The 24275-nt window shown below is 61.9% G+C and carries 22 protein-coding genes and 1 pseudogene; 9 read left to right on the plus strand and 14 right to left on the minus strand.

Features of this window, described 5'->3' with window-relative positions:
* Positions 1-76: 76 nt before the first annotated feature.
* Positions 77-1021 carry an aliphatic sulfonate ABC transporter substrate-binding protein gene (locus KZH41_RS12335; protein ID WP_094953419.1) on the minus strand — a complete coding sequence of 315 codons (945 nt, stop codon included), beginning with the start codon at positions 1019-1021 and terminating at the stop codon, positions 77-79.
* Between the two features lie 207 nt (positions 1022-1228).
* On the opposite strand from KZH41_RS12335, the gene KZH41_RS12340 reads away from it, so the two are divergent.
* Complete coding sequence (locus tag KZH41_RS12340) at positions 1229-2560, plus strand: LLM class flavin-dependent oxidoreductase (RefSeq protein ID WP_094953418.1); 1332 nt, start codon at positions 1229-1231, stop codon at positions 2558-2560.
* 189 nt (positions 2561-2749) lie between these two features.
* On the opposite strand, the gene KZH41_RS12345 is transcribed toward KZH41_RS12340, so the two are convergent.
* Complete coding sequence (locus KZH41_RS12345) at positions 2750-3292, minus strand: thioesterase family protein (protein WP_094953417.1); 543 nt, start codon at positions 3290-3292, stop codon at positions 2750-2752.
* 109 nt (positions 3293-3401) lie between these two features.
* Here KZH41_RS12345 and KZH41_RS12350 point away from each other — a divergent pair, with 109 nt between their 5' ends.
* Positions 3402-4361 carry a GlxA family transcriptional regulator gene (locus tag KZH41_RS12350; protein WP_263274888.1) on the plus strand — a complete coding sequence of 320 codons (960 nt, stop codon included), beginning with the start codon at positions 3402-3404 and terminating at the stop codon, positions 4359-4361.
* A gap of 1 nt (position 4362) precedes the next feature.
* Here the strand turns inward: KZH41_RS12350 and KZH41_RS12355 are convergent, their stop codons facing one another.
* Entirely contained in the window at positions 4363-5226 is an 864-nt protein-coding gene (locus KZH41_RS12355) for a LysR family transcriptional regulator (RefSeq protein ID WP_242155565.1), read from the minus strand.
* 102 nt (positions 5227-5328) lie between these two features.
* On the opposite strand from KZH41_RS12355, the gene KZH41_RS12360 reads away from it, so the two are divergent.
* On the plus strand, positions 5329-6327 hold the full coding sequence (locus KZH41_RS12360; protein WP_263274889.1) for a quinone oxidoreductase family protein: 999 nt from the start codon (positions 5329-5331) through the stop codon (positions 6325-6327).
* A gap of 63 nt (positions 6328-6390) precedes the next feature.
* Here KZH41_RS12360 and KZH41_RS30290 read toward each other — a convergent pair whose 3' ends face one another.
* The 3 genes from KZH41_RS30290 to KZH41_RS12375 all read right to left on the minus strand — a co-directional run bounded on the left by KZH41_RS30290 (position 6391) and on the right by KZH41_RS12375 (position 8159).
* Positions 6391-6777: a hypothetical protein gene (locus KZH41_RS30290; protein ID WP_318654900.1), complete on the minus strand. Its 387-nt coding sequence runs from the start codon at positions 6775-6777 to the stop codon at positions 6391-6393.
* A gap of 144 nt (positions 6778-6921) precedes the next feature.
* Positions 6922-7644: a pirin family protein gene (locus KZH41_RS12370; RefSeq protein ID WP_094953412.1), complete on the minus strand. Its 723-nt coding sequence runs from the start codon at positions 7642-7644 to the stop codon at positions 6922-6924.
* A 92-nt stretch (positions 7645-7736) separates the two neighbouring features.
* Positions 7737-8159, minus strand: coding sequence for a helix-turn-helix domain-containing protein (locus tag KZH41_RS12375; RefSeq protein WP_263274891.1), 423 nt, complete (start codon positions 8157-8159; stop codon positions 7737-7739).
* 170 nt (positions 8160-8329) lie between these two features.
* Between KZH41_RS12375 and KZH41_RS12380 the strand changes: the two genes are divergently transcribed.
* The 4 genes from KZH41_RS12380 to KZH41_RS12395 all read left to right on the plus strand — a co-directional run bounded on the left by KZH41_RS12380 (position 8330) and on the right by KZH41_RS12395 (position 12463).
* On the plus strand, positions 8330-8920 hold the full coding sequence (locus KZH41_RS12380) for an antibiotic biosynthesis monooxygenase (protein WP_242155569.1): 591 nt from the start codon (positions 8330-8332) through the stop codon (positions 8918-8920).
* Entirely contained in the window at positions 8917-10755 is a 1839-nt protein-coding gene (locus KZH41_RS12385) for an amidohydrolase (protein WP_263274892.1), read from the plus strand. Before KZH41_RS12380 ends, KZH41_RS12385 begins: the two co-directional genes overlap by 4 nt.
* A 24-nt stretch (positions 10756-10779) precedes the next feature.
* The gene (ycaC, locus tag KZH41_RS12390; protein WP_242155571.1) at positions 10780-11397 is read left to right on the plus strand and encodes an isochorismate family cysteine hydrolase YcaC; all 618 of its coding nucleotides are present in this window, start codon (positions 10780-10782) and stop codon (positions 11395-11397) included.
* Between the two features lie 178 nt (positions 11398-11575).
* Positions 11576-12463 carry a LysR family transcriptional regulator gene (locus tag KZH41_RS12395; RefSeq protein ID WP_242155573.1) on the plus strand — a complete coding sequence of 296 codons (888 nt, stop codon included), beginning with the start codon at positions 11576-11578 and terminating at the stop codon, positions 12461-12463.
* Positions 12464-13610: 1147 nt separating this feature from the next.
* On the opposite strand, the gene KZH41_RS12400 is transcribed toward KZH41_RS12395, so the two are convergent.
* From KZH41_RS12400 to KZH41_RS12425, 6 genes are all read right to left on the minus strand, one after another.
* Positions 13611-14558 carry a D-isomer specific 2-hydroxyacid dehydrogenase family protein gene (locus KZH41_RS12400; RefSeq protein WP_242155575.1) on the minus strand — a complete coding sequence of 316 codons (948 nt, stop codon included), beginning with the start codon at positions 14556-14558 and terminating at the stop codon, positions 13611-13613.
* A 13-nt stretch (positions 14559-14571) separates the two neighbouring features.
* Entirely contained in the window at positions 14572-15828 is a 1257-nt protein-coding gene (locus KZH41_RS12405; protein ID WP_263274893.1) for an acyl-CoA dehydrogenase family protein, read from the minus strand.
* Complete coding sequence (locus KZH41_RS12410; RefSeq protein ID WP_242155578.1) at positions 15825-17189, minus strand: LLM class flavin-dependent oxidoreductase; 1365 nt, start codon at positions 17187-17189, stop codon at positions 15825-15827. Before KZH41_RS12410 ends, KZH41_RS12405 begins: the two co-directional genes overlap by 4 nt.
* 14 nt (positions 17190-17203) lie before the next feature.
* Positions 17204-18178: an ABC transporter substrate-binding protein gene (locus tag KZH41_RS12415; RefSeq protein WP_263274894.1), complete on the minus strand. Its 975-nt coding sequence runs from the start codon at positions 18176-18178 to the stop codon at positions 17204-17206.
* A gap of 99 nt (positions 18179-18277) precedes the next feature.
* Positions 18278-19861 carry a rhodanese-related sulfurtransferase gene (locus KZH41_RS12420; protein WP_242155581.1) on the minus strand — a complete coding sequence of 528 codons (1584 nt, stop codon included), beginning with the start codon at positions 19859-19861 and terminating at the stop codon, positions 18278-18280.
* Positions 19858-20469, minus strand: a complete 612-nt coding sequence (locus KZH41_RS12425; protein WP_242155582.1) for a cysteine dioxygenase — start codon at positions 20467-20469, stop codon at positions 19858-19860. The genes KZH41_RS12420 and KZH41_RS12425 overlap by 4 nt, the downstream gene beginning before the upstream one ends.
* A gap of 225 nt (positions 20470-20694) precedes the next feature.
* Between KZH41_RS12425 and KZH41_RS12430 the strand changes: the two genes are divergently transcribed.
* Both KZH41_RS12430 and KZH41_RS12435 read left to right on the plus strand, forming a co-directional pair.
* Entirely contained in the window at positions 20695-21600 is a 906-nt protein-coding gene (locus KZH41_RS12430) for a LysR family transcriptional regulator (protein ID WP_263274895.1), read from the plus strand.
* Between the two features lie 244 nt (positions 21601-21844).
* Positions 21845-22639 (plus strand): class II aldolase/adducin family protein, encoded by a 795-nt coding sequence (locus tag KZH41_RS12435; RefSeq protein WP_263274896.1) that lies wholly within the window; start codon positions 21845-21847, stop codon positions 22637-22639.
* Positions 22640-22738: 99 nt separating this feature from the next.
* On the opposite strand, the gene KZH41_RS12440 is transcribed toward KZH41_RS12435, so the two are convergent.
* Both KZH41_RS12440 and KZH41_RS30465 read right to left on the minus strand, forming a co-directional pair.
* On the minus strand, positions 22739-23821 hold the full coding sequence (locus tag KZH41_RS12440; RefSeq protein WP_263274897.1) for an LLM class flavin-dependent oxidoreductase: 1083 nt from the start codon (positions 23819-23821) through the stop codon (positions 22739-22741).
* A 177-nt stretch (positions 23822-23998) separates the two neighbouring features.
* A pseudogene (locus KZH41_RS30465) lies at positions 23999-24136 on the minus strand (two-component sensor histidine kinase); the annotation flags it as partial.
* Positions 24137-24275 lie beyond the last annotated feature (139 nt).

The following is a 24275-nucleotide window of genomic DNA, read 5'->3' on the forward strand; positions in this document are numbered from 1 at the left end:
TTGACAGGTAATCAGAACAATTGGCGATAGGTTTTATAACCAGTCGCGCTTGAAGAATGAGGCCTGTCGATAGACCTCAGGGCTTCCAAGTCTGCACATCCTTGGCATCCACTGCCTTGGGCAACAACCCGGCCTTGAAGAATGCGTCCGCGATCTTCTGCTGTTCCCCCAACTGGTCGACCGTCACCGGTTTCACCTGATAACTGCGGTGCGCATTGGCGGCTTCAACCGTGGCCACGTCCAGGTTGCCCCACAGCGGGCCGAGCACTTTCGCCGCGTCCTGCGGGTTGGTTTTCACCCACTGGCCGGCTTTTTCCAATTGCGCATACACCACCTTCAACACCTCGGGGTGCGCCTTGGCGTAGGGCGTGCCGGTCAAGTAATAACGCTTGTAGCTGGCGAGGCCGGCGCCGTCCGCCAGGGTGCGGGTCGGCAGTTGACGCTGCACGCTGGTGAGGAAGGGTTCCCAGGTGACCCAGGCGTCAACCTTGTTGTTTTCGAAGGCCGCGCGGCCATCTGCCGGCGACAGGTAGGCCGGCTCGATATCCGAGAACGCCAAACCTGCTTTGGCCAGCGCGGCGATCAGTAAATAGTGAGTGCCGGCGGCCTTGGTGACCGCGATTTTCTTGCCTTTCAAATCCGCCAACTGCTGGATCGGCGAGTCCTTGCGCACCACGATGGCCTGGGCTGAAGGCGAGGGCGCTTCCTGGGCGAAGTAGGTGAGTTTGGCTTGGGCGGCCTGAGCGAAGATCGGCACGGTGTCGGCCACGTCGGCGCTGATGTCGACGTTGCCCACGTTCAGCGCTTCGAGCAGCGGCAAGCCGCTGGGAAACTCGTGCCAGCTCACGCCAATATTGTCGGCCTTGAGGGCTTTTTCCAGGGTGCCCTGGGTTTTCAGCAGAGTGATCAGGGTTGAGGATTTCTGGTAACCGATGCGCACGGTTTCCTGGGCCTCAGCACTGGCCGCGATCGAAAAAGCCAACAACCCGAGGACAACAACGAGGGGGCAGCGAATAGACATGGCGCGCTCGATATTCAGCGAAATATGGCCAAGCTTAAAGTTCTAAAAAGCATTCGATAAATACTCTTTCGGTCTGAGCTTAGGGCGCTTTTACTGCGTTTCGATGAATGGGGCATATCCATAGAATTATATCGTTCTTTCATAATGCCTAATTATCAATATAACTTTTAAGGCTGAATCTTTTAAGTCTCCCTGCTAAGGCCTTCCATGACCACGAGCCGCCAAATCCACCTATCGGCGTTCCTGTTGAGCGGCCCCGTGGTGCACAGCCACGCCGTGTGGCGCCACCCTGAAACCGTGGGCAATTACCTCGACCCCGACTACTACTCACGCATCGCCAAGGTGGTGGAAGAGGGCCTGTTCGACTTCCTGTTCTTCGCCGACCGCCTGGCCGTCGGCGACCAAATGGGCGGCTCCCGTGAGTTCGCCTTGCGCTACGGCGCCCAGGACGCCACGCGCCTGGACCCGTTGCCGATTCTGTCTTATCTGGTAGGCCAGACCCGCAAGCTGGGCCTGGGCGCGACGCGCTCCACCACCTACTACGAACCGGCACATATCGCCCGCGAGTTTGCCACCCTCGACCACCTGTCCAAGGGCCGCGCGGCATGGAACATTGTCACCTCGATGAACGACAGCGAAGGGCGCCTGTTCGGTAAGGACAAGCACCTGGAACACGACCTGCGCTACGACCGCGCCGATGAGTTTGTGGACGTCGCGCTGAAACTCTGGAACAGCTGGGGCAAGGACGCGCTCAAGCTGGACCGCGAGCGTGGCGTGCTCGCCGACCCGGCGTTGATTACGTCGGTGCAGCACCACGGCGAGTGGTTCAAGGTTGAAGGGCCGCTGAATATTCCGCGCACGCCCCAGGGCCGGCCGGTGCTGATCCAGGCGGGTTCGTCCGGGCGCGGTCGGCGGTTTGGTGCGCGCTGGGCCGAAGCGATTTTCACCATTCACCCGCACTTGGCGGCCATGCGCGCCTTTCGCGATGACGTGCGCGCCCAAGTGGTGCAGCAAGGGCGCGATGCCGACAGCTGCAAGGTGCTGACGGCGGTGATGCCGTTTATTGGCGGCAGCGAGGCCGAAGCGCGGGCCAAGCGCGACCAGCACAACGCCCTGGCGCGGCCCGAGTTGGGGCTGGTCACACTGGCTTCGCAACTCAATGTGGACCTGTCGCCATTCCCGCTGTCGGCCACCTTGGCCCAGATCGCCCAGTCGCCGCTGATCCATGCGGCGGCTGCCGAAAAACTGCTGATGCAAGGCCCGCAAACCACTCTGGAACAACTTGGCCGACTGTTCGCCAGCAGCGTGCGCGTGCCACAACTGGTGGGCACCGGGGCGCAGATCGCCGACCAGTTGGCGCAGCTGTTCGAGCAGGGCGGGTGCGATGGGTTTGTGATTTCACCGGGCTATTTGCCGGGGTCGTTTACCGAATTTGTCGAAAGTGTGATTCCGCATTTGCAGCGCAAAGGGTTGTTTCGCACCGCGTATGAAGGCTCGACGCTGCGCGAGCATCTGGGGCTGGCCGATCTGCAGGCCTGAACCCCCTCTTTGTCGCAAGCGGGGCTGTTGTCGCAAGCGGGCTTGCCCCGCGTTGGGGCGCGAAGCGGCCCTTAAACCTGACACCGCGCTCTATCAGTAAGCGCGCAGTGGCCTCTATTGGAGCCGCTTCGCCGCTCAGATGGGTTGGAGCCGGTCAGTGCCGGGACTGTCCGCGTCAGCGCCTTGACTTCAAACCTGCTCCTCTTCCCGCAACTGCACACTCATATCATCACAGCTCTTTGCCCAGTCGCTGAGCCACTGCGGCATAGCCGGTGACGCCTCGACCAAGCCCAGCTCCCGCACAAAATCTGCTGGGGGCAGGGTGCCTTTGGCTGAACGAAATAGCCCGCGCATCACCACCACCCCAACCACCCGGCCTTTGCTGACGAAACGGTGCTCCATCAGGCTCCACTTGTGGTCCCAGCCAAGCATGCGGGTGTGTACCTCAAACGCTTCGAACAGCTTCAGCTCGCGGCGAAACTTGCCCCAGGTATCGCCCACGATCGGCAGCGCCTTATTACGCAGGGCCACGCGAAACGCGCCGGTGCGCAGTACAAAATCCATCCGCGCAACGTCCGCCAGCGAGAAATACCGGCCGTTGGTGACATGCCGGTTGATATCCAGGTCCAGCGGCCACACCCGCATGCGCACCACGGTGGTGTCCAGGCCATGGGCGGGCTTGCGCCAGGGGCGACGGGACAGCATGAACAGCAATCGAAACCAGAGATTCATAAACGCGCCAGGCAGTTGATCAGTGGCAGCACTGTAAGGGCGTGGAATCGGCTAAGGTAGGTGCGCAAATGACTTATTACATGCGAAAAGCGCAAAGGGGCGCTCCTTTATGCACATTACCTTGCTCCTGGTCGATCAATGTTCTGCCGCCAGCGCCACCCTGGCGCTGGAGATGCTCAGCGCTGCCAACCTGTTTGCTGACACGCCTCAGTTTGAAATCGTGGTCGCGTCCCTCGACGGCCAGGCCGTAGACGCTTGGGGCGGGCAGCGCTTGCAGGTAGCGTGCTCGACCGCGCAGGTCCGCCAGACCGACTTGATCCTGGTCCCCGGCTTTCTGTTTACCCTCAAACAAGCCTTGCCGAATTTTCCTGCTTACGCGCCTTGGTTGCGCGAGCAGCATGCTCAGGGAGCTGTGTTGGCGTCGATGTGCACGGCGGCGTTTTTGCTGGCGGAGAGCGGCCTGTTGCGCGGCCTGCGCGCCACCACCCACTGGGCGTTTGCTGAGTTGTTCCGACGGCGTTACGCAGACGTGGTCCTGGAAGACGCGCAGATTCTCTGCGAAGAAAACCGTGTGATTACGTGCGGTGGCGCCAGTGCGGCGATGGACCTGATGCTGCACCTGATCCGCCGCTTCGGTTCACCGGAGCTGGCGCATACCTGTGGCAAATATTTGTTGATCGACAACGTGCGTACCGAGCAGTCGGTGTACGCCATGTGGTCGTTGCCCAAGAGCCACGGCGACGGTGAGATCCTACGGGTGCAGCATTGGCTGGAGCAGCAGTTTGCCCAAGCGCTGGTGATTGATGATGTGGCCCGGCGTTTTGGTTTTGGCGTACGCAATTTCAAGCGGCGGTTCAAGGAGGCGACTGGCTACACGCCAATCGCCTATGTGCAAACCCTGCGCCTGGAGCGCGCCAAGCAGATGCTCGAGTCGACGCGCATGACCCTTGAAAGCATCACCTATGCGGTCGGGTATGAAGACAGCAATTCGTTTCGCCGCCTGTTCCAACAGCGCGTAGGGATGCTGCCGGCGGCGTATCGCAAGAAATTCCTCGCCACGTCGTACTGATTCAACGCCGCAACTGCGCCTCACCTTCGATGCACGCCACCAGAAACTCCATCACCACTTTCACCGATGGCGAACGGCGTATATCGGGGTACACCGTCAGCCAGATATCGCGCATCGGCCCGTCGCTGGCTGTCGGCAATCGTGCCAGCAACGGGTCGTGATCGCCTACCAGCGTTGGCAATACCACCGCGCCGACATGCGCGCGGGCGGCCATTTGCTGGGTGATCAGGTCGCTGGCGGCAAACACGATCGGGCGTTGGCCGCGCAGTTGGTGCAGCCACGCCTGTTGCGGCAGGTGATCGCGGCTGTTGTCGTAGGCGATGAATGTCCATTGGCTGGCAGGCAGCGGGTTGAATGCCGGCGCGGCATACAGACCGAAGCGCACCACGCCGACTTTGCGGCGCACCAGTGCCTCTTCGTCGGGGCGCACGGTGCGCAAGGCGATATCGGCTTCGCCCTTGTCCAGCGCGGCCAGTTGCGTGGAGGGCATTAGCACCAGGTTCAACTGCGGGTAGTCGGCGCGCAGCCTGGCGACGTGGGGCGCGATGCAGTGGTTGGCGATGGACGGCGGGCAGCTGACCCGCACCGTGCCGGCCAGTTCGATGGAGGCGACCCGTGACAAGCGCAGCACCTCGGTGGCCATCTCGCCCATGCCTGCCGCGACTTGGGCCAGCGCCAGGCCTTGGGCGGTGAGCGGCCGGCTGCGTGGCAGGCGGTCGACGAGCTTCACGCCCAAGGCCTTTTCCAGTGCGTCGACCCGCCGCCCGACGGTGGCGTGTTCCACCTGCAACTCGCGAGCGGCCGCCGACAGCGACTGGGTGCGGGCCAAAACGGTGAAGTAATACAGATCCTGCCAATCGAACATCGGGTTATTTTCGCACAGAGCCTGGGAGATATTCGGGAATTTTCCAACCGAAGAAGTCCTTTTACCATGGCCGCTTCCCAGTGCAAACGGAGTTGTTCCCCGATGAAAGCCATTACCCTGCAAGCCTACGGCGGTCCCGAAGTCGCCCAATTGCGCCACGACGTTGCCAAACCCCAGGTCACGGCGGGGCATGTGTTGGTCAAAGTGGCCTGCGCCGGGATCAATTTCATGGACATTCATACGCGCCAAGGCAAGTACGCCAACTCGGCGACGTACCCGGTGCGCCTGCCGTGCACCTTGGGCATGGAAGGCGCCGGTGTGGTGGTGGAAGTCGGCCCGGGCGTGAGCCATCTGGCCGTCGGCGACCGCGTGGCCTGGTGCATTGCCTGGGGCGCCTATGCCGAGTACGCCAATGTGCCCGCCGACAAAATTGCGCAGATTCCCAGCGAGATCAGCTTCGATCAAGCCGCTGCGGCGATGTTCCAGGGCTGCACGGCGCACTACCTGATTGACGACGTGGCCCGGTTGCACGCGGGCAGCACCTGCCTGGTGCACGCAGCGTCCGGCAGCATTGGGCAATTACTGGTGCAAATGGCGCGGCGGTTGGGGGCCACGGTGTTTACCACCGGCAGTACCGAGGAGAAATGTGCGATTGCCCTGCAGCGCGGTGCGCACCAGGCCTGGACGTATGACCGGTTTGCCGATCAGGTCCTGCAAGCCACAGGCGGGCAAGGGGTGGACGTGGTGTTTGATTCGCTGGGTAAGAACACCTTGCGCGAAAGTTTGCGCGCCTGTCGCACACGTGGGTTGATCGTTAATTACGGCAACGTGTCCGGCTCGCTGACCGACCTGGACCCGATTGAGTTGGGCGAGGCGGGTTCATTGTTTCTAACCCGGCCCCGGCTGGCCGATCACATGATCGATGGCGCAACTGTGCAACGGCGCGCCAATGCGGTATTCGCGGCGATGCTGGAGGGATCACTGAGCGTCGCGATCGAGGGCCATTACACCCTGGAGACGGTGCAGCATGTCCATGCGCGCATCGAAGCGCGGCAACAGATCGGCAAGGCAGTGCTGTGGGTAGACCGCGACCTGCGCTGAATCCTGGACGAAAAAAAACCGGCTGATCAGGCCGGTTTGGGGTGCCCCGCGAACATGGCGGGGTTATGCGTTGTTGCCTTGCAGACGATCCGCACCGCCTTCGGCCAGGCCACGTTCTTGCAGACGATCGGCACCGCCTTCAGCCAGGCCACGTTCTTGCAGACGATCGGCACCGCCTTCGGCCAGGCCACGTTCTTGCAGACGATCAGCACCGCCTTCAGCCAGGCCACGTTCCTGCAGGCGATCAGCGCCACCTTCAGCCAGGCCACGTTCCTGCAGACGATCAGCGCCACCTTCAGCAACACGACGTTCCAGCAGACGGTCAGAACCACCTTCTGCTACGTGGTTACCTTGCAGGCGATCCGCGCCGCCTTCAGCGACAACCGGGTGAGCAAAAGCGTTTGCAGCAAGTACCGAGAAAGCGAGGCTAAGCAAGAGTTGGCGTTTCATGGTGGTGTGCTCCGAGTGTTCTAGTGGGGTGCCGTTTGGCATGGGTTTGATGGTACGCGTTGGATTTTTTAAGAGAACTTCATTGCGCTGATGGTGACTATCGATGCCAGCGATAGCCCGTTTTGAGGGCTATCGTGGCGACGGTCATGGCATCTGCGGCAGTTCCTGAGGGCGCAGGTCGAATACCAGCACCTCGGCATTCTCGCCATGGCTCAGGCGGATCTGCCGTTCATTGCGCACCCGGGCGCCGTCGCCTTCCTGCAAGCGCTGGCCGTTGACTTCAACGCTGCCCCGGGCCACGTGGATGTACACGTGGCGGTCGGGCGGCAGGTCCAGGGTCGCGGTTTCGTCGCCGTTGAACAGCCCGGCATACACCCGTGCATCCTGGCGAACACTCAGTGAGCCTTCGGCGCCGTCCGGCGAGATGATCAACTGCAAGCGCCCACGTTTCTGCGCCACGCTGAAGTGCTCCTGCTGATAGCGTGGCTCGGCGCCGACGACATTCGGCACAATCCAGATTTGCAGGAAGTGCACGCCCAGGCTCTGGCTGTGGTTGAACTCGCTGTGGGCCACGCCGCTGCCGGCGCTCATCAGTTGTACATCGCCGGGGCGAATCACCGAACCGGTGCCCAGGGTGTCCTTGTGTTCCAGGGCGCCGTCGAGCACGTAGGAGAAAATCTCCATGTCCCGGTGCGGGTGCTGGCCGAAGCCTTTACCGGCCGCGACGCGGTCATCGTTGATCACCAACAGGTCGGAAAACCCCTGTTCCTTGGGGTTCCAGTAACTGGCGAACGAGAAGGTGTGGAACGACTTCAACCAACCGTGATTGGCGGCGCCGCGTTCCGAGGCTTTGCGAAGGGTCAGCATGGGATGTTCTCCTCAAGGGAAGCGTTGCTGCGAGATGCAGGGCTTCGGTGTGAGGAGAAGATTACTGGTTATCGAAAGGTTGATTAAGAAGCTTAAACCTGAATGACTGTCTCTATAGGGTTGACAATAGCCAGCTGTGCCGTCCTGAGGTGATGGCGATAGCGCAGTTGCAGCTTGCGCCAGGTCAGCGGGTTCACGCCTTCGCTGCGGCTGAACAGGTGGCAAAAGTGCGCCTGGTCGCAGAACCCGCATTCTTGGCTGATTTGCGTCAGGCTCAGGGCGGAGCCGATGATCAGCAGCTTGGCCTGCTTGATGCGTTGTTGGCGAATCCATTCCTGGGGCGCCACACCGGTGGTGCGTTTGAACGCCCGGGAGAAATGGCTGCGCGACAGCTCACAGGCGCGCGCCAGTTCCGTCACTTCCAGGGGTTGGGCAAGGTTGGCGAGAATCAATTGCTTGACCCGTTGTTCCCGCTGGGCACACAGCGTTCCGGTTGCAGCTGCTGGTTGAGCCATGATCGATATCCGTGGTCGATGGGCGCTGGTTTTCACCCACCTTACCGGTGAATGAAAGCCCAGTGTAGACCGCTGCCGGCATCTCTTGTGCTGAGCACATACATGCAATTTTTCTGAATCGGGCCGTCGCACACTAGCGCGAACGCTCACGCATCCAGGGGAAGGGCACGATGGACTCAACAGCGCAAGGCGGGCCGGACGAGGTCGTGACCCTGGTGGTCAAGCACCGCATAAAACCGGGGTTTGAAGCCGACTACGAAGCTTGGCTGCGGCGCATCGTGCGCATTGCCGGTGAGCGCCCGGGCCACCTCGGCGTCGACGTGGTACGCAGCAAGCAAGGCGGGCTGGCGCTGTTCACGTGCGTACTGCGCTATCGCTCGGCTGATGACCTCAAAGCTTGGCTTAACTCGCCACAGCGCCTGGACCTCATCAACGAGGCAACGCCGATGCTCGCCGACGGCGACCAGACCGAAGTCGGCGCGGTCAACGAGTTCTGGTTTGCGCCGCTGGCCGATGCCGCCGCCAAGCCGCCACGCTGGAAACAGGCAGTGGTGACCCTGTTTGTCATCCTGCCGCTGACCCTGTTGATCCCGATCATCTGGGGCCCGGTGCTGCGCCTGCATCCGTTCCTCTCCAACTACGTGGTCGCGACCTTTCTGGTCACCCTGACCATCGTACTGCTGGTGGTCTACCTGCTGATGCCGGCCGCCACTCGCCTGTTCGCCCCCTGGCTTGAAGCCTCTGTCAAGGAAACCCTATGAGCGCCGATCTGATTCTGTTCAATGGTCAGTTCCACACCGTGGACCGTGAAAACCCGCGCGCCACCGCCGTCGCCATCCATCAGGGCCGTTTTGTGGCGGTCGGCACGGACGGCGAGGCCATGGCCTTGCGGGGCAATGGCACCCAGGTCATCGACCTTAAAGGCCGCACCGTGATCCCCGGCCTCAACGACTCACACCTGCACCTGATCCGTGGCGGGCTGAACTACAACCTCGAACTGCGCTGGGAGGGCGTGCCGTCCCTGGCGGACGCGCTGCGCATGCTCAAGGAGCAAGCCGACCGAACGCCGACGCCACAATGGGTGCGCGTGGTCGGTGGCTGGAACGAATTCCAGTTCGCCGAAAAGCGCATGCCGACCCTGGAAGAGTTGAACCAGGCCGCGCCGGACACGCCGGTGTTCGTGTTGCACCTGTACGACCGCGCCTTGCTCAACCGCGCCGCCCTGCGTGTGGCCGGCTATACCAAGGACACGCCGAACCCGCCGGGCGGCGAGATCGTGCGCGACAGCCACGGCAACCCCACCGGCATGCTGGTGGCGCGGCCTAATGCGATGATCCTCTATGCAACCTTGGCCAAAGGCCCGAAATTGCCCTTGGACTATCAGGTCAACTCAACCCGCCAGTTCATGCGGGAACTCAATCGCCTGGGCCTCACCAGCGCCATTGATGCCGGCGGTGGTTTCCAGAATTATCCCGATGACTATGTGGTGATCGAGCAACTGGCCAAAGACGAACAGCTGACGGTGCGCATCGCCTACAACCTGTTCACCCAAAAGCCCAAGGAAGAACTCAGCGATTTCAAGCACTGGACCGGCAGCGTCACCCTGCACCAGGGCGATGATTACCTGCGCCACAACGGCGCCGGCGAGATGCTGGTGTTTTCGGCGGCGGACTTCGAAGACTTCCTCGAACCACGTCCCGACCTGCCGCTGACCCTGGAGCAGGAGCTGGAGCCGGTGGTGCGCCACTTGGTGGAGCAGCGCTGGCCGTTCCGCCTGCACGCTACGTACAACGAATCCATCTCACGCATGCTCGACGTGTTCGAGAAGGTTAATCGCGATATTCCGTTCAATGGCCTGCCGTGGTTTTTCGACCACGCCGAAACCATCACGCCCCACGACATCGAGCGCGTGCGCGCCCTGGGCGGTGGGATTGCGATCCAGGACCGCATGGCGTTCCAGGGTGAATACTTTGTCGAGCGCTACGGCGCCAAGGCCGCCGAAGCCACGCCACCGATCAAGCGCATGCTGGCCGAAGGCGTGCCGGTCGGGGCGGGCACCGATGCCACGCGGGTATCGAGCTACAACCCGTGGACCTCGCTGTATTGGATGGTCAGCGGCCGCACCGTCGGCGGCCTGGAACTGCACGCCGAAGGCCTGCCGCGCCTCACCGCGCTGGAGCTGTTCACCCACGGCAGTGCCTGGTTCTCCTCGGAGCAGGGCAAGAAGGGCCAGATCAAGGTCGGCCAGTTGGCGGACGTCGCCGCACTCTCGGCGGACTTTTTCAGTGTCGATGAAGAGGCCATCAAGTGGATCGAATCGGTGCTGACCGTGGTCGGCGGCAAGGTGGTGTACGGCGCCGGCGACTTCGAAGGTTTAGCACCACCGTGCGTGCCGGTGCTGCCGGACTGGTCGCCGGTGGTCAAGGTGCCGGGCCACTGGCGCCCAAGCTCGCCGTTGCAAGCCCAAGTCCATCAATGCAGCGGCCCGTGTGGCGTGCATGCCCATAGCCACGAGAAGGCGCGCCTTTCCAGCGCGGCGGTCAGCGACTTCCAGGGTTTCTGGGGAGCGTTTGGCTGCTCGTGCTTTGCCTTCTGATTAACCCCCCAAAGGAGCTGACCCATGACTTACAAACGCTTGAACAAAGACGACGCCGTGGTGCTGTTGGTGGATCACCAGACCGGCCTGATTTCCCTGGTGCAGGATTTCTCGCCCAACGAATTCAAGAACAACGTGCTGGCCCTGGCCGACGTGGCCAAGTTCTTCAAGCTGCCGACCATTCTCACCACCAGTTTTGAAACCGGCCCCAACGGCCCGCTGGTGCCGGAACTGAAAGAGCTGTTCCCGGACGCGCCGTACATCCCGCGTCCTGGCCAGATCAATGCCTGGGACAACGAAGATTTCGTCAAGGCAGTGAAAGCCACCGGGCGGAAGCAATTGGTGATTGCCGGTGTGGTCACCGATGTTTGCGTGACCTTCCCAACTCTGGCCGCGTTGGCGGAAGGTTTTGAAGTGTTCGTGGTGACTGACGCCTCCGGCACCTTCAACGAAGCCGTGCAACGTGCGTCGTGGGCGCGCATGAGCGCGGCCGGTGCACACTTGGTGAACTGGTTTTCGGTGGCTTGCGAGTTGCAAGTCGACTGGCGCAACGACATGGAAGGCCTGGCCAACCTGCTGTCACCGCGCATTCCCAACTACCGCAACCTCATGAACAGCTACTCGGCGTTTACGGCCAAGTAACTCGACAGGTAGGGCACCGAACCCTGTGGGAGTCGGGCTTGCCCGCGATGGCGCAGTGTCAGTCGACATCACTGTTGTTTGACACTGCGCCATCGCAGGCAAGCCAGCTCCCACATTTGATTTGTGGTGCTATGACTGACCGGTTATAAATCAGCAAAATGTCCACCGAGAAGCGACAATGAACCCTTTCGAAGACATGCGCCTGTTCTGCCAGGTCATGGAGTCCGGCAGCTTCACCGCCGCCGCCGAGCAACTGGGCCTGTCCAAGCAATTTGTCAGCCGCCGCCTGATCCAGCTGGAAGACCGCCTCGGCGTGCGCCTGCTCAACCGCTCCACGCGTCGCCTGGACGTCACGCCACTCGGCCAGAGTTACTACGAATCGGCCTTGCGCCTGCTCAGTGAAGTCGAGCAAGTGGAGCAGGGCATCGCCGGCCAGAACAGCGAGCCGCGTGGCACCCTTCGCCTCAGCGCGCCGTTGTCGTTTGCCATGGCTCACCTGGGCTGCCTGTTGCCGTCATTTCTGCAGCGCCACCCGCATGTGTCGGTGGAAGTCGATCTCAGCGACCGCCCCGTGGACCTGATCGGCGAGGGTTACGACCTGGTGCTGCGCATCGGGACCCTCGAAGACTCCACCCTGATCGCCCGGCGCATCGCCAGCGTGCAGCGTGTGTACTGCGCCAGCCCCGAGTACCTGGCCTTGCGCGGCACGCCGCTCAAACCCGAAGATCTGGCCGCCCACGACTGCCTGCCCTACGGCCACGGCCGCCAGGTGCAATGGCGGTTCCAGACCAAGGGCAAGCTGCAATCGGTGAATGTCAGCGGGCGCATGCGTGTGAATAACGGCGAGCTGTTGCGCGACACGGCCATTGCCGGCCTGGGCGTCACCTACTTGCCGACGTTCATCGTTGCTGACGCCTTGAAGGATGGGCGTTTGGTCACGCTTCTGGAAGACTTCGCGCCCGAAGCCCTGACCCTGTCGGCCGTTTACCCGCAGCACCGGCAAAGCTCGAGGCCGGTGCAGGCGCTGGTGGAGTTCTTGCGTGAACGCCTGGCTGGCGGCTGCTAATTCACTGACACAAAACAACTGTGGGAGCTGGCTTGCCTGCGATAGCGGTAAGTCAGTTGGCATAGTCTCAGTTGACCCACCGCTCGCAGCATAGGTATCTACGCAAGTTTTTGTGTTGCTTTTAGCCTGTGATGGTTTAGGTAGATTGAGTACATATCCGTTGCTGCGGTAACGGCGGCTATTGGTTCCGCCCTTACGGCGGGTCACTTTGGAAAAGAGCCCCAAAGTAACCAAAGGGCTCTTGCCCCACCACTCGGTGCCTCGCCTAGGCTCGGCATGCCCTCACTCCGGCTTGAATCCGTGGGCCGCCGCCATGGGCCATCCTTGGCCCATCGCGGCTAACCCGGCGTCCTGCCGGGTTACCCACGGATTCAAGCCTGCGTTCGGCCATCGTGGTTAACGGGGCGCCTCAGATCAAGATCAAGATCAAAAGCAAAGAGCACGGCGGCCTGGTAGCCGACCTGAGTGGTTGAAGCAAAAGCAAGGCAAAAGCACGGCAGTACACTCTCTGCCTGATGTACTGAGATCCCAATGTGGGAGCGAGTTTAGCTGCCAGCACCGCAGTGCTCTGCTTTTCTGTGGGAGCTGGCTTGCCTGCGATGCAGACACCTCGGTGTATCAGGTACACAGAGTTGATGCCATCGCAGGCAAGCCAGCCCCACATTAGATTGAGTTCAGTTTCAAATATCAGGTCGGCTGTCAGGCCGCCTTGGCTTCGCTTTTGATCTAACCACTCAGGTCGGCTACTAGGCCGCCGTGCTCTTTGCTTTGATCTTGATCTTAGGCGCCCCGTTAAACCACGCTGGCCGAACGCAGGCTTTGAGCGGGGGTAAACCGGCAGGACGCCGGTTTAGCCGCGATGGGCCAAGGATGGCCCATGGCGGCGGCCCCGCCCAAAGCCGGAGTGAGGGCACACCGAGCCTAAGCGAGGTGCCGAGTGGTGGGGCAAGAGCCCTTTGGTTACTTTTGGGGCTCTTTTCAAAAGTGACCCGCCGTAAGGGCGGAACCCTACGAAGCCGTTACCGCAGCAACGGATATGCACCCAGCGCCCCCCGCGACAACCAAAGAATTCAACCCATAAAAAGATGCGTAAATACCTATGGCTATCGCAGGCAATCCAGCTCCCACATTTTAATTGAGGTTCGGCTCAAAGGTTAGCGAGATTGGCCAACTGCGAACCGCTCACATACCGCTCCAGATTCGCCAGGAACGTATCGGCAATCTCCTCTTTGCTGTTGGTCGAAATCGCCGAGGTATGCGGCGACAACCTCACCCGCGCATGGCTGTACAACGGGTGCCCATCCGGCAAGGGTTCCGGCTCCGTCACGTCCAGCGAAGCCAGCCCGATCTGCCCATTGTCCAGCGCCTCCAGCAACGCCTCCTGGTCCAGCAAACCACCGCGCGCGATGTTGATCAGGTGCAGCCCCGGCTTGGCGCTGCCGAGTACGTCGCGGTTGACGATATGTCGCGTGGCCTCGGTCAGCGGCGCCGCCAGCACCAGGTGGTCAGCACGGGCAAACAGGTCGTGGATATCCCGCGCGGCGTCTACGCCGTCCACTGCAAAAGGCGCCTGGCTCTGGCGCAGCGCAACCACCTTGATTCCCAGCGCCAAGGCCTTCTGCGCAAGGCTTTTACCGATGGCGCCAAAGCCGAGAATACCCAAGGTGGTGCCCTTGAGCGGGCGCAAAGCGGTGAAATTCCACTGCGCATCCTTCACCCAAATAGCCGGCAAGTGCTTGGACGCGGCAAAGATCGCCGCCAGGGCGAACTCGGCGAGGTTATCGGCGGCCGCGCCCCGCGAGGTAGTCACGGGTGGGCCGTTGAACAGCCACTGCGGGTAGAAGTCGATGCCCGACGACACCAAGTGCACCCACTGCGCGCCATATGGCCAGCCCGGCGGTGGGGTGTCCGGTGCGGTGTAGCCGCGCACGTTGATCGGGCGCAGCAATAGGATATTGGCCTGGGGCGGCAGGTCGCTGGGCACGCCGACCGGCACGCCGATCACCTGGGCTTCGGGGTGGATGGAAGCGAGGCGTTCGCGGAGCAGCGCGTTGTAATCTTCGTCCAGCTGGCTGGCAATAATCACCTGACTCATGTGCGCTCCTTATTCATTTTGGGCCACGTTGGGCGAAGACAGCTCTGCCGACGCCTTGCAGCACGGCGTCGTTTTGTGGCGTATGCACGCGACTGCACAGCACGTCGCGGTAATGGCGTTGCAGCGGGCTGTGGCGCGACAGGCCAGGGTTGCCCGAGGCTTCAATGGCCAACTCAACGGCGCGGATCGCATTGCCGGTCACCCAGTATTTAAGCTGCGCCGCATTGGCCGCCGGCGTGTGGCCCTCGGCGGCGGCATCGAGCAGGCTGCGGTTGGCAAACAGTAAGGTGTCGATATGGCCGACGGTCTCCTGAAAACGCGGCAAGGTCGACAACGCGGCGCCGAGATTAGACGGCGTGCGTTCTTCCAGCCACTGCACCAGCCAGTCCCGTGCGGCTTGGGCTACGGCGTCGTACACCGAGGACAGCAACACCGACATCCACAGGAATCCATCGCCATCCAGCTCCGGCTGCGGTGCGCTCCAGGGGCTGACGCTGACGGCGTGGTCCAGCGGCACCAGCACGTTGTCGAGCACCACTTCATGGCTGCAGGTGGCGCGCATGCCCAGGTGGTCCCAGGTGTCGATGATGCTCACGCCGGGGCTGTTTTTCGGCACCAGCCAGGCGCCTACCAGCGGGTCGGCGTCATCACTGCGCGCCCACACGCTAAACCAGCTCAGGCCATGGCTGCCGGTGGAGTAGATCTTGCGCCCGCTGATGCGCCAGCCTTCGGCGGTGCGCACGGCTGTGGTCGCCGGCAGGCCGCCACGCGCCGGGGTACCGAGGTCGGGCTCGACGCGCAAGGCGTTGATCAGCGCACCGTTGCGCACCGCGTCTTCGGCGACTTGCACGCGCAGGTGCTCAGGCCAGGTCTTGCTGTCTTGCAGGCGCGTGTGTTGCAGGTACTGCATCACCAGGATCAGCGCGGTGGAAGGCTCGCCCTTGGCAATCGCGCTGATCGCCTTGCGCGCCTGGGGCAAGCTGGCACCGCCGCCGCCCAGGGCCTTGGGCACGGTGAGGGCGACCAAGCCGTGGTCATGCAGGCGTTTGAAATTGTCATGGGGGAAGGCACCGCTTTCGTCGTACAGGTGCGCGGTGTTCGCCAGCTCGGCGCTGAGGCGGTCGAGCAGGGCGTCGAAATGCGCCGATCCTTGTGGGAGCCGGCTTGCCTGCGATGGCGGTGGGTCAGCCACCTGCAACGTATGCCCAGAGACCGCTATCGCAGGCAAGCCAGCGCCCACATTCGCGAGTCGGTTCAGATGTTTGCTCATGCCAGCACTTCCTGCTGCTCTTCGACCTCAGCGGCCACGCTGTAGCGGTTGGCCGGCACGTCCAGGCCCAGGTTGTCGCGCAGCGTGTGGCCGCTGTACTCGGTGCGAAACAGCCCGCGCTGTTGCAGCACCGGCACCACCAGTTCGGTGAAGTACTGCAAGCCATCCGGCAGCACCGAGTTGATGATGAAACCATCGCTGGCACCGGTCTCGAACCACGTCTGGATCGCATCAGCGACTTGCTCGGCAGTGCCGACAAAATCACGTTTGGGCTGCGAGAAACGCAGCGCCACTTCGCGCAGGGTCAGGCCTTCGTCCTTGGCCAGTTGCTTGATGCGCTCGGAGCCGCCTTTCTGGCTGTTGGCGCCCAGGTTGCCGAGTTCCGGGAAGGGTTCGTCCAGCGGGTATTTGCTGAAGTCATGGTCATTGAACGGGCGGCCGAGGGCGACAATCGCGTCTTCCACGGTGACCAGCGCCACGGCCTGCTGATAGCGGCTTTCCACCTCAGCGGCATCGCGCCCGACAATCGGGCGGATGCCTGGCAGGATCGACAGGCTGTTGGAGTCGCGACCAAAGCCCTGGGCGCGACGCCTCAAGTCGGCGCTGTAGGCTTTGGCTTCTTCAATGGTCTCGACGTGCACGAAAATCGCGTCGGCGTTTTCCGCCGCGAAGTTGCGCCCATCCTCAGAAGTACCCGCCTGGAAAATCGCCGGCTGGCCCTGGCGCGAGCGGGCGATGTTCAACGGGCCTTTGACCGAGAAGAACTCGCCTTTGTGGTTCAGCGCATGCAGTTTGCTGGGGCTGAAAAACTCGCCGCTTTGCTTGTTGTAGGCAAAGGCGTCGTCTTCCCAGGAATCCCACAGGCCCTTGACCACGTTGAGGTGTTCTTTGGCGATGCGGTAGCGCACCGCGTGCGGTGGGTGCTCGGCCTTGCCGAAGTTATCGGCGGTGCCGCTGAGCCAGGAGGTGACCACGTTCCAACCGGCGCGGCCGCCGCTGATATGGTCCAGGGAGGCAAACTGACGCGCCACCTGGTAGGGCTCGCTGTAGCTGACGGTGACCGTGGCGACCAGGCCGATATGCGTGGTCAGCGCGGCCAGGGCCGAGAGGATCGTCAGTGGCTCAAAACGGTTGAGGTAATGTGGGCTGGATTTGGCGTGGATGTGCAGGCTGTCGGCGATGAATACGAAGTCGAACTTGGCGCCTTCGGCCAGCTCGGTCTGCTGCTTGTAAAAACCAAAATTCGTGCTGGCATTCGGTTGCGCTTGCGGGTGGCGCCATTCGCCCCAGCCGTGACCAACGCCGTGAACCATGGCGCCTAGCTTCAAATGGCGTGGCTGCAATTGACCTGGCTTGCTCATGTGCTGCTCCTTGCTTAGCGCGATGCTTGGGAAGTGGGGAAACGGCTGGCGTTAAAGCTTTTGTCGAAGCCCTGGGACACGTCGATGCGCTTGGGCAGCAGGCCTTCTTTCTGATAGGTGTCGGCGGTAGCTTGCAGGCCGCTGATCACGCTGTCGTCGATCACGACGGGGCTCAAATGGGTGTCTTTGGCCACCTCGACGTGCACCGCCAATGGCAGGCCGGTGATTTTCGACTGGGCGGCGGCGTATTCATTGGGGTGCACGTTGGCCCACGCATAGGCGCGATCAACGCGGGCAACAAAATCGTCCAGCTGTACGCGTTTTTCGCTGATGGCCTGGCGGGTGGCAGCGAAGTACAGGTGGTTGCTCAGCAACTGGTTGCCGCTGACCAGAACTCTGGCCTGGCTTTGTGAGGTCACGACCGTGGTGTAAGGGTCCCACGTGGCCCAGGCGTCGACGGTACCGTTATCCAGTACCAACCGGGATTCGGCGGGCAGCAGAAAAATAAACTGCACATCGTTGCTCGTCAGCCCTGCGCTGGCCAGGGCCTTGATCGCCAGGTAGTGACCAATGGAGCCGCGCCCGGTGACGATTTTCTTGCCCTTGAGGTCGGCCACGTTTTTGATCGGTGAATCCTTGGGCACCACCAGGGCGGTGGTATTACGCCCTTCGGCGTGGATGATGCTGACCACCTTGAGCGAGGCACCGGCGCCCAGGGCAAACACATACGGTGCATCACCGAGCGCACCGACATCCACAGCGCCAGCATTTAAGGCTTCGCCCAGCGGCGAGGCGGAAGGGAACTCCGACCACTGGATTGAGTAGGGGACGTTTTTGGTTTCGCCGCTGGCTTCCAGCAATGCCTTGATCGTCGATTTTTGATTGGCTACGCGCAGCGGCTGCAGGTCGGCGGCGTGGGCGCTGGTGACCAGGCCGAGGGCGAGGGCGGCGCTCAGGAGCAGGCGTTTGAACGGGGTGGTAAAGGTCATGAGTGATAGATTCCAGGCAGATCGAAAAAGTGTGGGTTACCTCCGCCTGGAAAGGGGTCGGTGAGGCCTGCCCCGGTCCGGGGCAGGCGTAACGGTGAATCAGATCACATAGAAACCATGGGTGGCGTCGCGCGCCAGTTGCTCGACCAGGCCGAACTCCCAATCCAGGTAAGCCTGCATGGCTTCCTTGGGGCTGTCGGTGCCTTCGTACGGTCGGCGGTAGCGGTCGATACGCGGCGAAGCCAAGTGGGTTTCACCGGCTTCCAACGGCAATTGCTCGGCGATCCAGTGGGTGGTGCCGCCTTGCAGCAGGAACACCGGCTTGCCGGTCAGCGCCTCGACGTCGGCCACTGCCAGGCGTGCCAGCTGGCTGGTGCCGCAGGTCAGTACATAACGCTCGGCGGGCGGCACCTTGGCCAGCGCCTCGGGCAATTGCGCGCGTAAGGCCCAGTGGGCGCCAGGGATGTGGCGCTTGACGTAATTGACGCTTGGGGTGAAATCCAGCACCGCCGTGTCGCCGTGGGTTAACCACTCTGCCAAGGTGTGCGGGCTGATCAGTTCGGCTTGCGGCGCCACCGGCACCGGCGCGACCCACGCACCTTTTTCACTGAAGTGCGCGGGTTGCAGGTCGTCCAGCACGTGCACGTCCCAACCCAATTGCGCAAGCCAGGAGGCGGACATATTGGCGCGCACGCCATCGTCATCCACCAGCACCAAACGCGCACCGCGCACGCTGGCGACGTGGTCGGTTTCCTGCACCAATTGGCCGCCGGGCGTGGAGCGTGCGCCAGGCAGGTGGCCGGCTTCGAATTCTTCCGGGGTGCGCACATCGAACAGGTAAGTGGTGCGCGTCGGTTCCTGCTGCCAGCGTTGCAAGTCGGCCAGGGTGGCGCGGCCGACGCGGGCCTTGTCGGCAACGCGGCGGGCGTCCTGGGCGGCGATCTGGCGGTGTTCTTCAGAGGTCGGCGCAAAGCGGCGCGACTGGCCGTGGGCGAGTTTCTGCCCGGCCAAAGTCCAGCCGATGGTGCCGTTGCGCAGCGCCGACACCGGGTTGGCCACGCCGGCATTGATCAGCGATTGGGTGCCGATAATGCTGCGGGTGCGCCCGGCGCAGTTGACGATGATGCGCGTGCCTGGGTCCGGCGCCAGTTCACGGGCGCGCAGCACCAGCTCGGCACCGGGCACGCTGATGCCGGTGGGGATGCTCATGGTCTGGTATTCGTCGAAGCGGCGCGCGTCGAGCACCACCACATCGGCCTGGCTGTCGAGCAAGGCCTGCACGTCTTCGGCGGCCAGGGACGGCGTGTGGCGCTCACTTTCAACCAGCTCGCCAAAGGCCTTGCTCGGCACGTTGACGTCAATAAACAGCTCGCCACCGGCACGCCGCCAACCGTCCAGGCCACCGTCGAGCAGGCTGACCTGGGTGTAGCCCAGCGCAACCAGGCGCTCGGCGGCCCGCTGCGCCAACCCTTCACCGTTGTCGTAGACGGTGACGTGGGTGTCACGCCGCGGAATGCGCGAGTACACCTCCAGCTCCAGTTTGGACAGCGGGATATTCGCCGCGAACAGCGGGTGAGACTCGGCAAACGGCGCTTCTTCGCGCACGTCGATCAGGGCGATTTCTTCACGGTCCAACAGGGCCTGGCGAATCTGGGCGAAGCTGCGGTTCGATACGGTGGTCATAGGGCAGGGCTCTTTTCTTTGGACAAGTCCCAGATGTTCGGGAGGTAGGCGTTGGAATAACCGGAGATAAACAGTTTCTCGCTGCCGTCGGGCTGATACACCGCGCGGCGCACGGCCCCGATATTGGCGCCGTACACATGAATGCTGATCGACACCTGGTCGCTGTGGGCATTGCTGACCTGATGGATATCGCCGACCTTGGGCGACACCGCCTCGACCTGGCCCGGCACCAGCTGAATGGGCTTGCCTTCGGCGATCAGCCTGCCGTCGGGTGCGCGTTCAAAGCCCTGGGAGAATTCCGAGCCGCGCAACATGCCGATCAAGCCCCACACACGATGGTCATGAATCGGCGTGGTTTGCCCCGGGCCCCAGACAAAACTGACGATGCTGAAGCGCTGGCGCGAATCGGCGTGCAGCAGGAACTGCTGATAGCGCGCAGGGTCAGGTTGGGCGTATTCATCGGGGAGCCAGTCATCATGGCTGACCAATTGCGCCAACAGTTTGCCGCCACGGTGCAACAGGTCGCCTTCACGTGGGTTGCCGTCGATCAGTTCCGCCAGAGCGCCTATAAAGGCTCTGAGTCTCTCGGGGTGTCGGGCCTGGGTCATGGCAATTCCATCGCTGCGTTAACGGGGAGGGGTTGATGGGTTTATATAAGCATAATGTTTATAGTTAATATGCTAATTTTTAATGATTAGCTTATAGCTGAAGGTAATTTAGAACCGGTCTGAATAGCGTTAGACGTTATCGATCGCAGCGTGGGCTATCCAGCCAGCCTTACGGCAACTATGCTTGGTACACATCTTAATGACTGTTCTCTATGTGCGGCCCAAATGAAAATTGACGATATCGATGCCTTTGTCGAAGTGATTCGTTGCCAGTCCATCAGCCACGCCGCCGAGTCGTTGCAACTGACCCAGCCGGCCATTACCCGTCGCGTGCAGAACTTCGAGCAGGCGTTGGGGGTTGAGTTGTTCGACCGCAACACCAAGCCTCTAAAGCCGACGCTGATCGGTACGCGGGTGTATGAACAATGTCGGTTGATCCTGCGCGAGATGGATGCCCTGCGTGAACTGGTGGCCACCGACGCGCCACCGACTGGCGTGTTGCGCCTGGGCGTGCCGCAGACCATCGGCGATGTGGTGCTGCTGGACGCGCTCAAGCTCCTGCGCAGCGAATACGCCGAGCTGCGTGCCCAGGTCGCCACCGGTTGGGGCAGCCAACTGGTGGGCAAGATCGAGCGTGGCGAACTGGACGCAGCGGTGGCGCTGTTTCCGGCCGGCAAGATCTTCCCGGACAACGTCGTCGGCGAGTCCATCGGCAAGATGGAACTGGTGGTGGTCTGCGCCAAGGCACAGTTGCCGAAAAAGCCCTGCAAGCTGGCGGATGTGTACCAGAACGGCTGGATCCTCAACCCGGATGGCTGCGGTTTCCGTGCCGGTTTGCAGCGCACCTTGTCTGATCAAGGCTTGGCGCTGCGGGTGAACCTGGAGACTTTCGGTACCGAGTTGCAGTTAGGGCTGGTGGCGGACGGTTTGGGCCTTGGCCTGGTGCCAAGGCCGTTGCTGGAGCGTAGCGCCCACCGTGAGCAACTGGCAGTGATGCCACTCAAGGACTTCAAGCCGGTGATGGATTTGTGGCTGATCTATCCGCATTTTCTCGGCAACCTGCAAGGGCCGGTGGATGCGTTTGGCAAGCGGGTGGCGGACGCGTTGCACAAAATCCGCAAAGCCGCCTGACCCCTGTAGGCGCTGGCTTTGATGAGCATTCCCACGCGCCACGTGGGAATGCCTCTTGTGACGCTCTGCGTCACGCTTTGGGGCGCGGAGCGCCCTGGGCTGAGTTCCCACGCGGAGCGTGGGAACTATCATAACTATCATAAAAAAATATAATAATTAGCTTAGATTAAAATGTGCTTTTTATTATGTTTCGGCATCCCCTAGGCTGCCTGGAAGTCCTTAAGGCCACCCAGGAAGTTTTGCCATGAGCAGCGTCACCTCGATCTCCAGCGTCTCCAACACCGTTCGCCAGCGCGTCACGCCCGAAGAGTGGGAGGTGCGTGTCAAATTGGCTGCGGCCTATCGGTTGGCGGCCTTGTACAAGTGGACCGACCACATCTACACCCACTTCTCCGCCCGTGTGCCGGGGCCGGATGAGCATTTCCTGATCAATGCCTTCGGCTTGTTGTTCGATGAAATCAGCGCGTCCAACCTGGTCAAGGTCGACCTCGACGGCACGCCTGTCGATGACCCAACAGGCCTTGGCATCAACTACGCCGGTTACGTGATCCACAGCGCTATCCACGGTGCGCGCCACGATCTGCAAGCGGTGCTGCACACGCACACCCGTGATGGCATCGCGGTGTCGGCGCAGAAGGACGGCTTGTTGCCGATTTCCCAGCATTCCATCGCGTTCTCCGGGCGCGTGGCCTACCACGGTTATGAAGGCGTGGCGTTGGATCTGGACGAGCGCGAGCGGCTGGTGGCGGACCTGGGCGACAAGAGCGTGATGATCTTGCGTAACCATGGCTTGCTGACGGCGGGGGTGAGTGTGGAGCATGCCTTCCAGCAACTGCAGGGGCTGGAGCGCGCGTGCAATATCCAGGTGGCAGCGCAGGCGGGCGGCAACGCGCAGTTGATCTTCCCGCCAGCGGAAGTGGTGGCCAAGGTGGAAGAACAGGCCAAGGTGTTCAGCAACGGCGAAGGGCCGGGTGTGGCGCGGCATTGGAATGCGTTGATTCGCCAGTTGGAGCGCACTGATACCGACTATAAAAACTGATCTCAGCAGCGACGCCGGACGCCTGTGGGAGCGGCGGTGCGACGATTCACTTGCTCGAATCGTCGCACCGCCGCTCCCACAGTTGGTTTTGCTGTGTGCTTATGCGACCTGCTGGGCCTGCTCGCGCTCTGCGACCAACTGACGGGTAAGCGGGATCAACCGTTTGCCATAGTCAATCGCATCATTGAGCGGATCAAAGCCGCGAATCAGGAAGGTGGTAATCCCCAAGTCGTAGTAATCCAACAACGCTTCAGCGACTTGCTCGGCGGTGCCCACCAGTGAAGTCGAATTACCTTGAGCCCCGAGCAAGCCAGCAATCCCGGTCCATAAGCGCTTATCCAACCGCGACCCTTGCGCTGCCGCCGCCAACAACCGGCGCGAGCCTTCGTTCGGTGGTTCGCGTCGTACAAATCCGTTCTTCTCAGCCAACGCCGTAGCCTGCTGCAAGATCGTTTCGGCACGTGCCCACGCCAGTTCCTCGGTTTCGGCCAGGATCGGCCGCAATGACAAACTGAAACGAATCGTACGCCCATGCTTGGCCGCTTCGGCCCGCACCTGCGTCACCACTTCGCGCACTTGCTCATAGGTTTCACCCCACAGCGCATACACGTCGGCATGCTTGCCCGCCACTGCAATCGCCGCCGCTGAGGAGCCGCCGAAGTACAACGGGATATGCGGCTGCTGCGGCGACTTCACTGTCGAGTGCGCGCCTTCGACCTTGTAGTAGGCGCCGGAGAAATCGAACGGCTGCTCGCTGGTCCATTCTTGGCGCACCACGCTGAGGTACTCGTCGGTGCGCGCGTAGCGTTCGTCCTTGCCGATGTGGCTGCCATCGGCACGCAGTTCGCGGTCATCGCCGCCGGTGATGATGTGCACGGCGGTGCGCCCGCCGTTGAATACATCCAGGGTGCTGAACTGGCGCGCAGCCAACGTGGGCTGAGCAAAACCTGGGCGGTGGGCGATCAGGAACTGCAGCTTTTGGGTGACGCTGGCCGCATGCGCGGCGATCAGCGTGCTGTCCGGGCTGTTGGAATGGAAGGCCACCAAGGCGCGGTCGAAACCGGCCTCTTCGTGGGCGCGGGCCACGGTTTCGACGTAGTCCGGTTGCAGGGTCGGGCCGCTGCGCGGGTGAATCTCGGAAGCGTGATGGCCGCCGATATAGCCGATGAATTCAATGCTCATGGTCAGTCCTTGTCAGGTACGGGATCAACACCTCCTCCGGGCGCGGGGTCGGTCACTCGGGTCAAAAGTAAAGGGGCTGGCCGAGTCTGTAAAATGCCTGTTGGTTCTAACCTAAGTATTAAAAAAACGAATTATTAATCTGTTTGTTTATTATTAATATGCATTTAAAAGGCGCCGCTACAAGCTCAACCGAATCTGCGCACACAACCTGCCGCCCGTGCCACTTGTGCCGCGATTGCGTGAGCTTTCCACTCGATAAAACGGCTGCATGACCTGCACCCATTTGTCCTCGGCACTCCTGGGGCCGCGGTCTAGCCAGCGCTGCTGGCTGTGCCTGGTGCCCTTTATATTGCAGTGTATCTGGCGATAACGAGATACGCAGCGAAGCAAAAAAACCGACAGGCCAGGGTCCGGCGTCGTTCACCGGCGAGCCTAAGCTAATGCTAAAAAGGTA

The organism is Pseudomonas sp. YeP6b, assembly GCF_025642995.1.
Lineage (GTDB): Bacteria > Pseudomonadota > Gammaproteobacteria > Pseudomonadales > Pseudomonadaceae > Aquipseudomonas.

Bases quoted from the DNA above. Each gene is read 5' to 3' on its own strand.
- KZH41_RS12395 (WP_242155573.1), top strand. From the start codon at position 11,576: ATGAACCCTTTCGAAGACATGCGCCTGTTCTGCCAGGTCATGGAGTCC.
- KZH41_RS12355 (WP_242155565.1), bottom strand. From the start codon at position 5,226: ATGTTCGATTGGCAGGATCTGTATTACTTCACCGTTTTGGCCCGCACC.
- KZH41_RS12380 (WP_242155569.1), top strand. From the start codon at position 8,330: ATGGACTCAACAGCGCAAGGCGGGCCGGACGAGGTCGTGACCCTGGTG.
- KZH41_RS12345 (WP_094953417.1), bottom strand. From the start codon at position 3,292: ATGAATCTCTGGTTTCGATTGCTGTTCATGCTGTCCCGTCGCCCCTGG.
- KZH41_RS12335 (WP_094953419.1), bottom strand. From the start codon at position 1,021: ATGTCTATTCGCTGCCCCCTCGTTGTTGTCCTCGGGTTGTTGGCTTTT.
- KZH41_RS12385 (WP_263274892.1), top strand. From the start codon at position 8,917: ATGAGCGCCGATCTGATTCTGTTCAATGGTCAGTTCCACACCGTGGAC.
- KZH41_RS12440 (WP_263274897.1), bottom strand. From the start codon at position 23,821: ATGAGCATTGAATTCATCGGCTATATCGGCGGCCATCACGCTTCCGAG.
- KZH41_RS12400 (WP_242155575.1), bottom strand. From the start codon at position 14,558: ATGAGTCAGGTGATTATTGCCAGCCAGCTGGACGAAGATTACAACGCG.
- KZH41_RS12410 (WP_242155578.1), bottom strand. From the start codon at position 17,189: ATGAGCAAGCCAGGTCAATTGCAGCCACGCCATTTGAAGCTAGGCGCC.
- KZH41_RS12360 (WP_263274889.1), top strand. From the start codon at position 5,329: ATGAAAGCCATTACCCTGCAAGCCTACGGCGGTCCCGAAGTCGCCCAA.
- KZH41_RS12405 (WP_263274893.1), bottom strand. From the start codon at position 15,828: ATGAGCAAACATCTGAACCGACTCGCGAATGTGGGCGCTGGCTTGCCT.
- KZH41_RS12350 (WP_263274888.1), top strand. From the start codon at position 3,402: ATGCACATTACCTTGCTCCTGGTCGATCAATGTTCTGCCGCCAGCGCC.
- KZH41_RS12415 (WP_263274894.1), bottom strand. From the start codon at position 18,178: ATGACCTTTACCACCCCGTTCAAACGCCTGCTCCTGAGCGCCGCCCTC.
- KZH41_RS12375 (WP_263274891.1), bottom strand. From the start codon at position 8,159: ATGGCTCAACCAGCAGCTGCAACCGGAACGCTGTGTGCCCAGCGGGAA.
- KZH41_RS12340 (WP_094953418.1), top strand. From the start codon at position 1,229: ATGACCACGAGCCGCCAAATCCACCTATCGGCGTTCCTGTTGAGCGGC.
- KZH41_RS12370 (WP_094953412.1), bottom strand. From the start codon at position 7,644: ATGCTGACCCTTCGCAAAGCCTCGGAACGCGGCGCCGCCAATCACGGT.
- KZH41_RS30290 (WP_318654900.1), bottom strand. From the start codon at position 6,777: ATGAAACGCCAACTCTTGCTTAGCCTCGCTTTCTCGGTACTTGCTGCA.
- KZH41_RS12430 (WP_263274895.1), top strand. From the start codon at position 20,695: ATGAAAATTGACGATATCGATGCCTTTGTCGAAGTGATTCGTTGCCAG.
- ycaC (WP_242155571.1), top strand. From the start codon at position 10,780: ATGACTTACAAACGCTTGAACAAAGACGACGCCGTGGTGCTGTTGGTG.
- KZH41_RS12420 (WP_242155581.1), bottom strand. From the start codon at position 19,861: ATGACCACCGTATCGAACCGCAGCTTCGCCCAGATTCGCCAGGCCCTG.
- KZH41_RS12435 (WP_263274896.1), top strand. From the start codon at position 21,845: ATGAGCAGCGTCACCTCGATCTCCAGCGTCTCCAACACCGTTCGCCAG.
- KZH41_RS12425 (WP_242155582.1), bottom strand. From the start codon at position 20,469: ATGACCCAGGCCCGACACCCCGAGAGACTCAGAGCCTTTATAGGCGCT.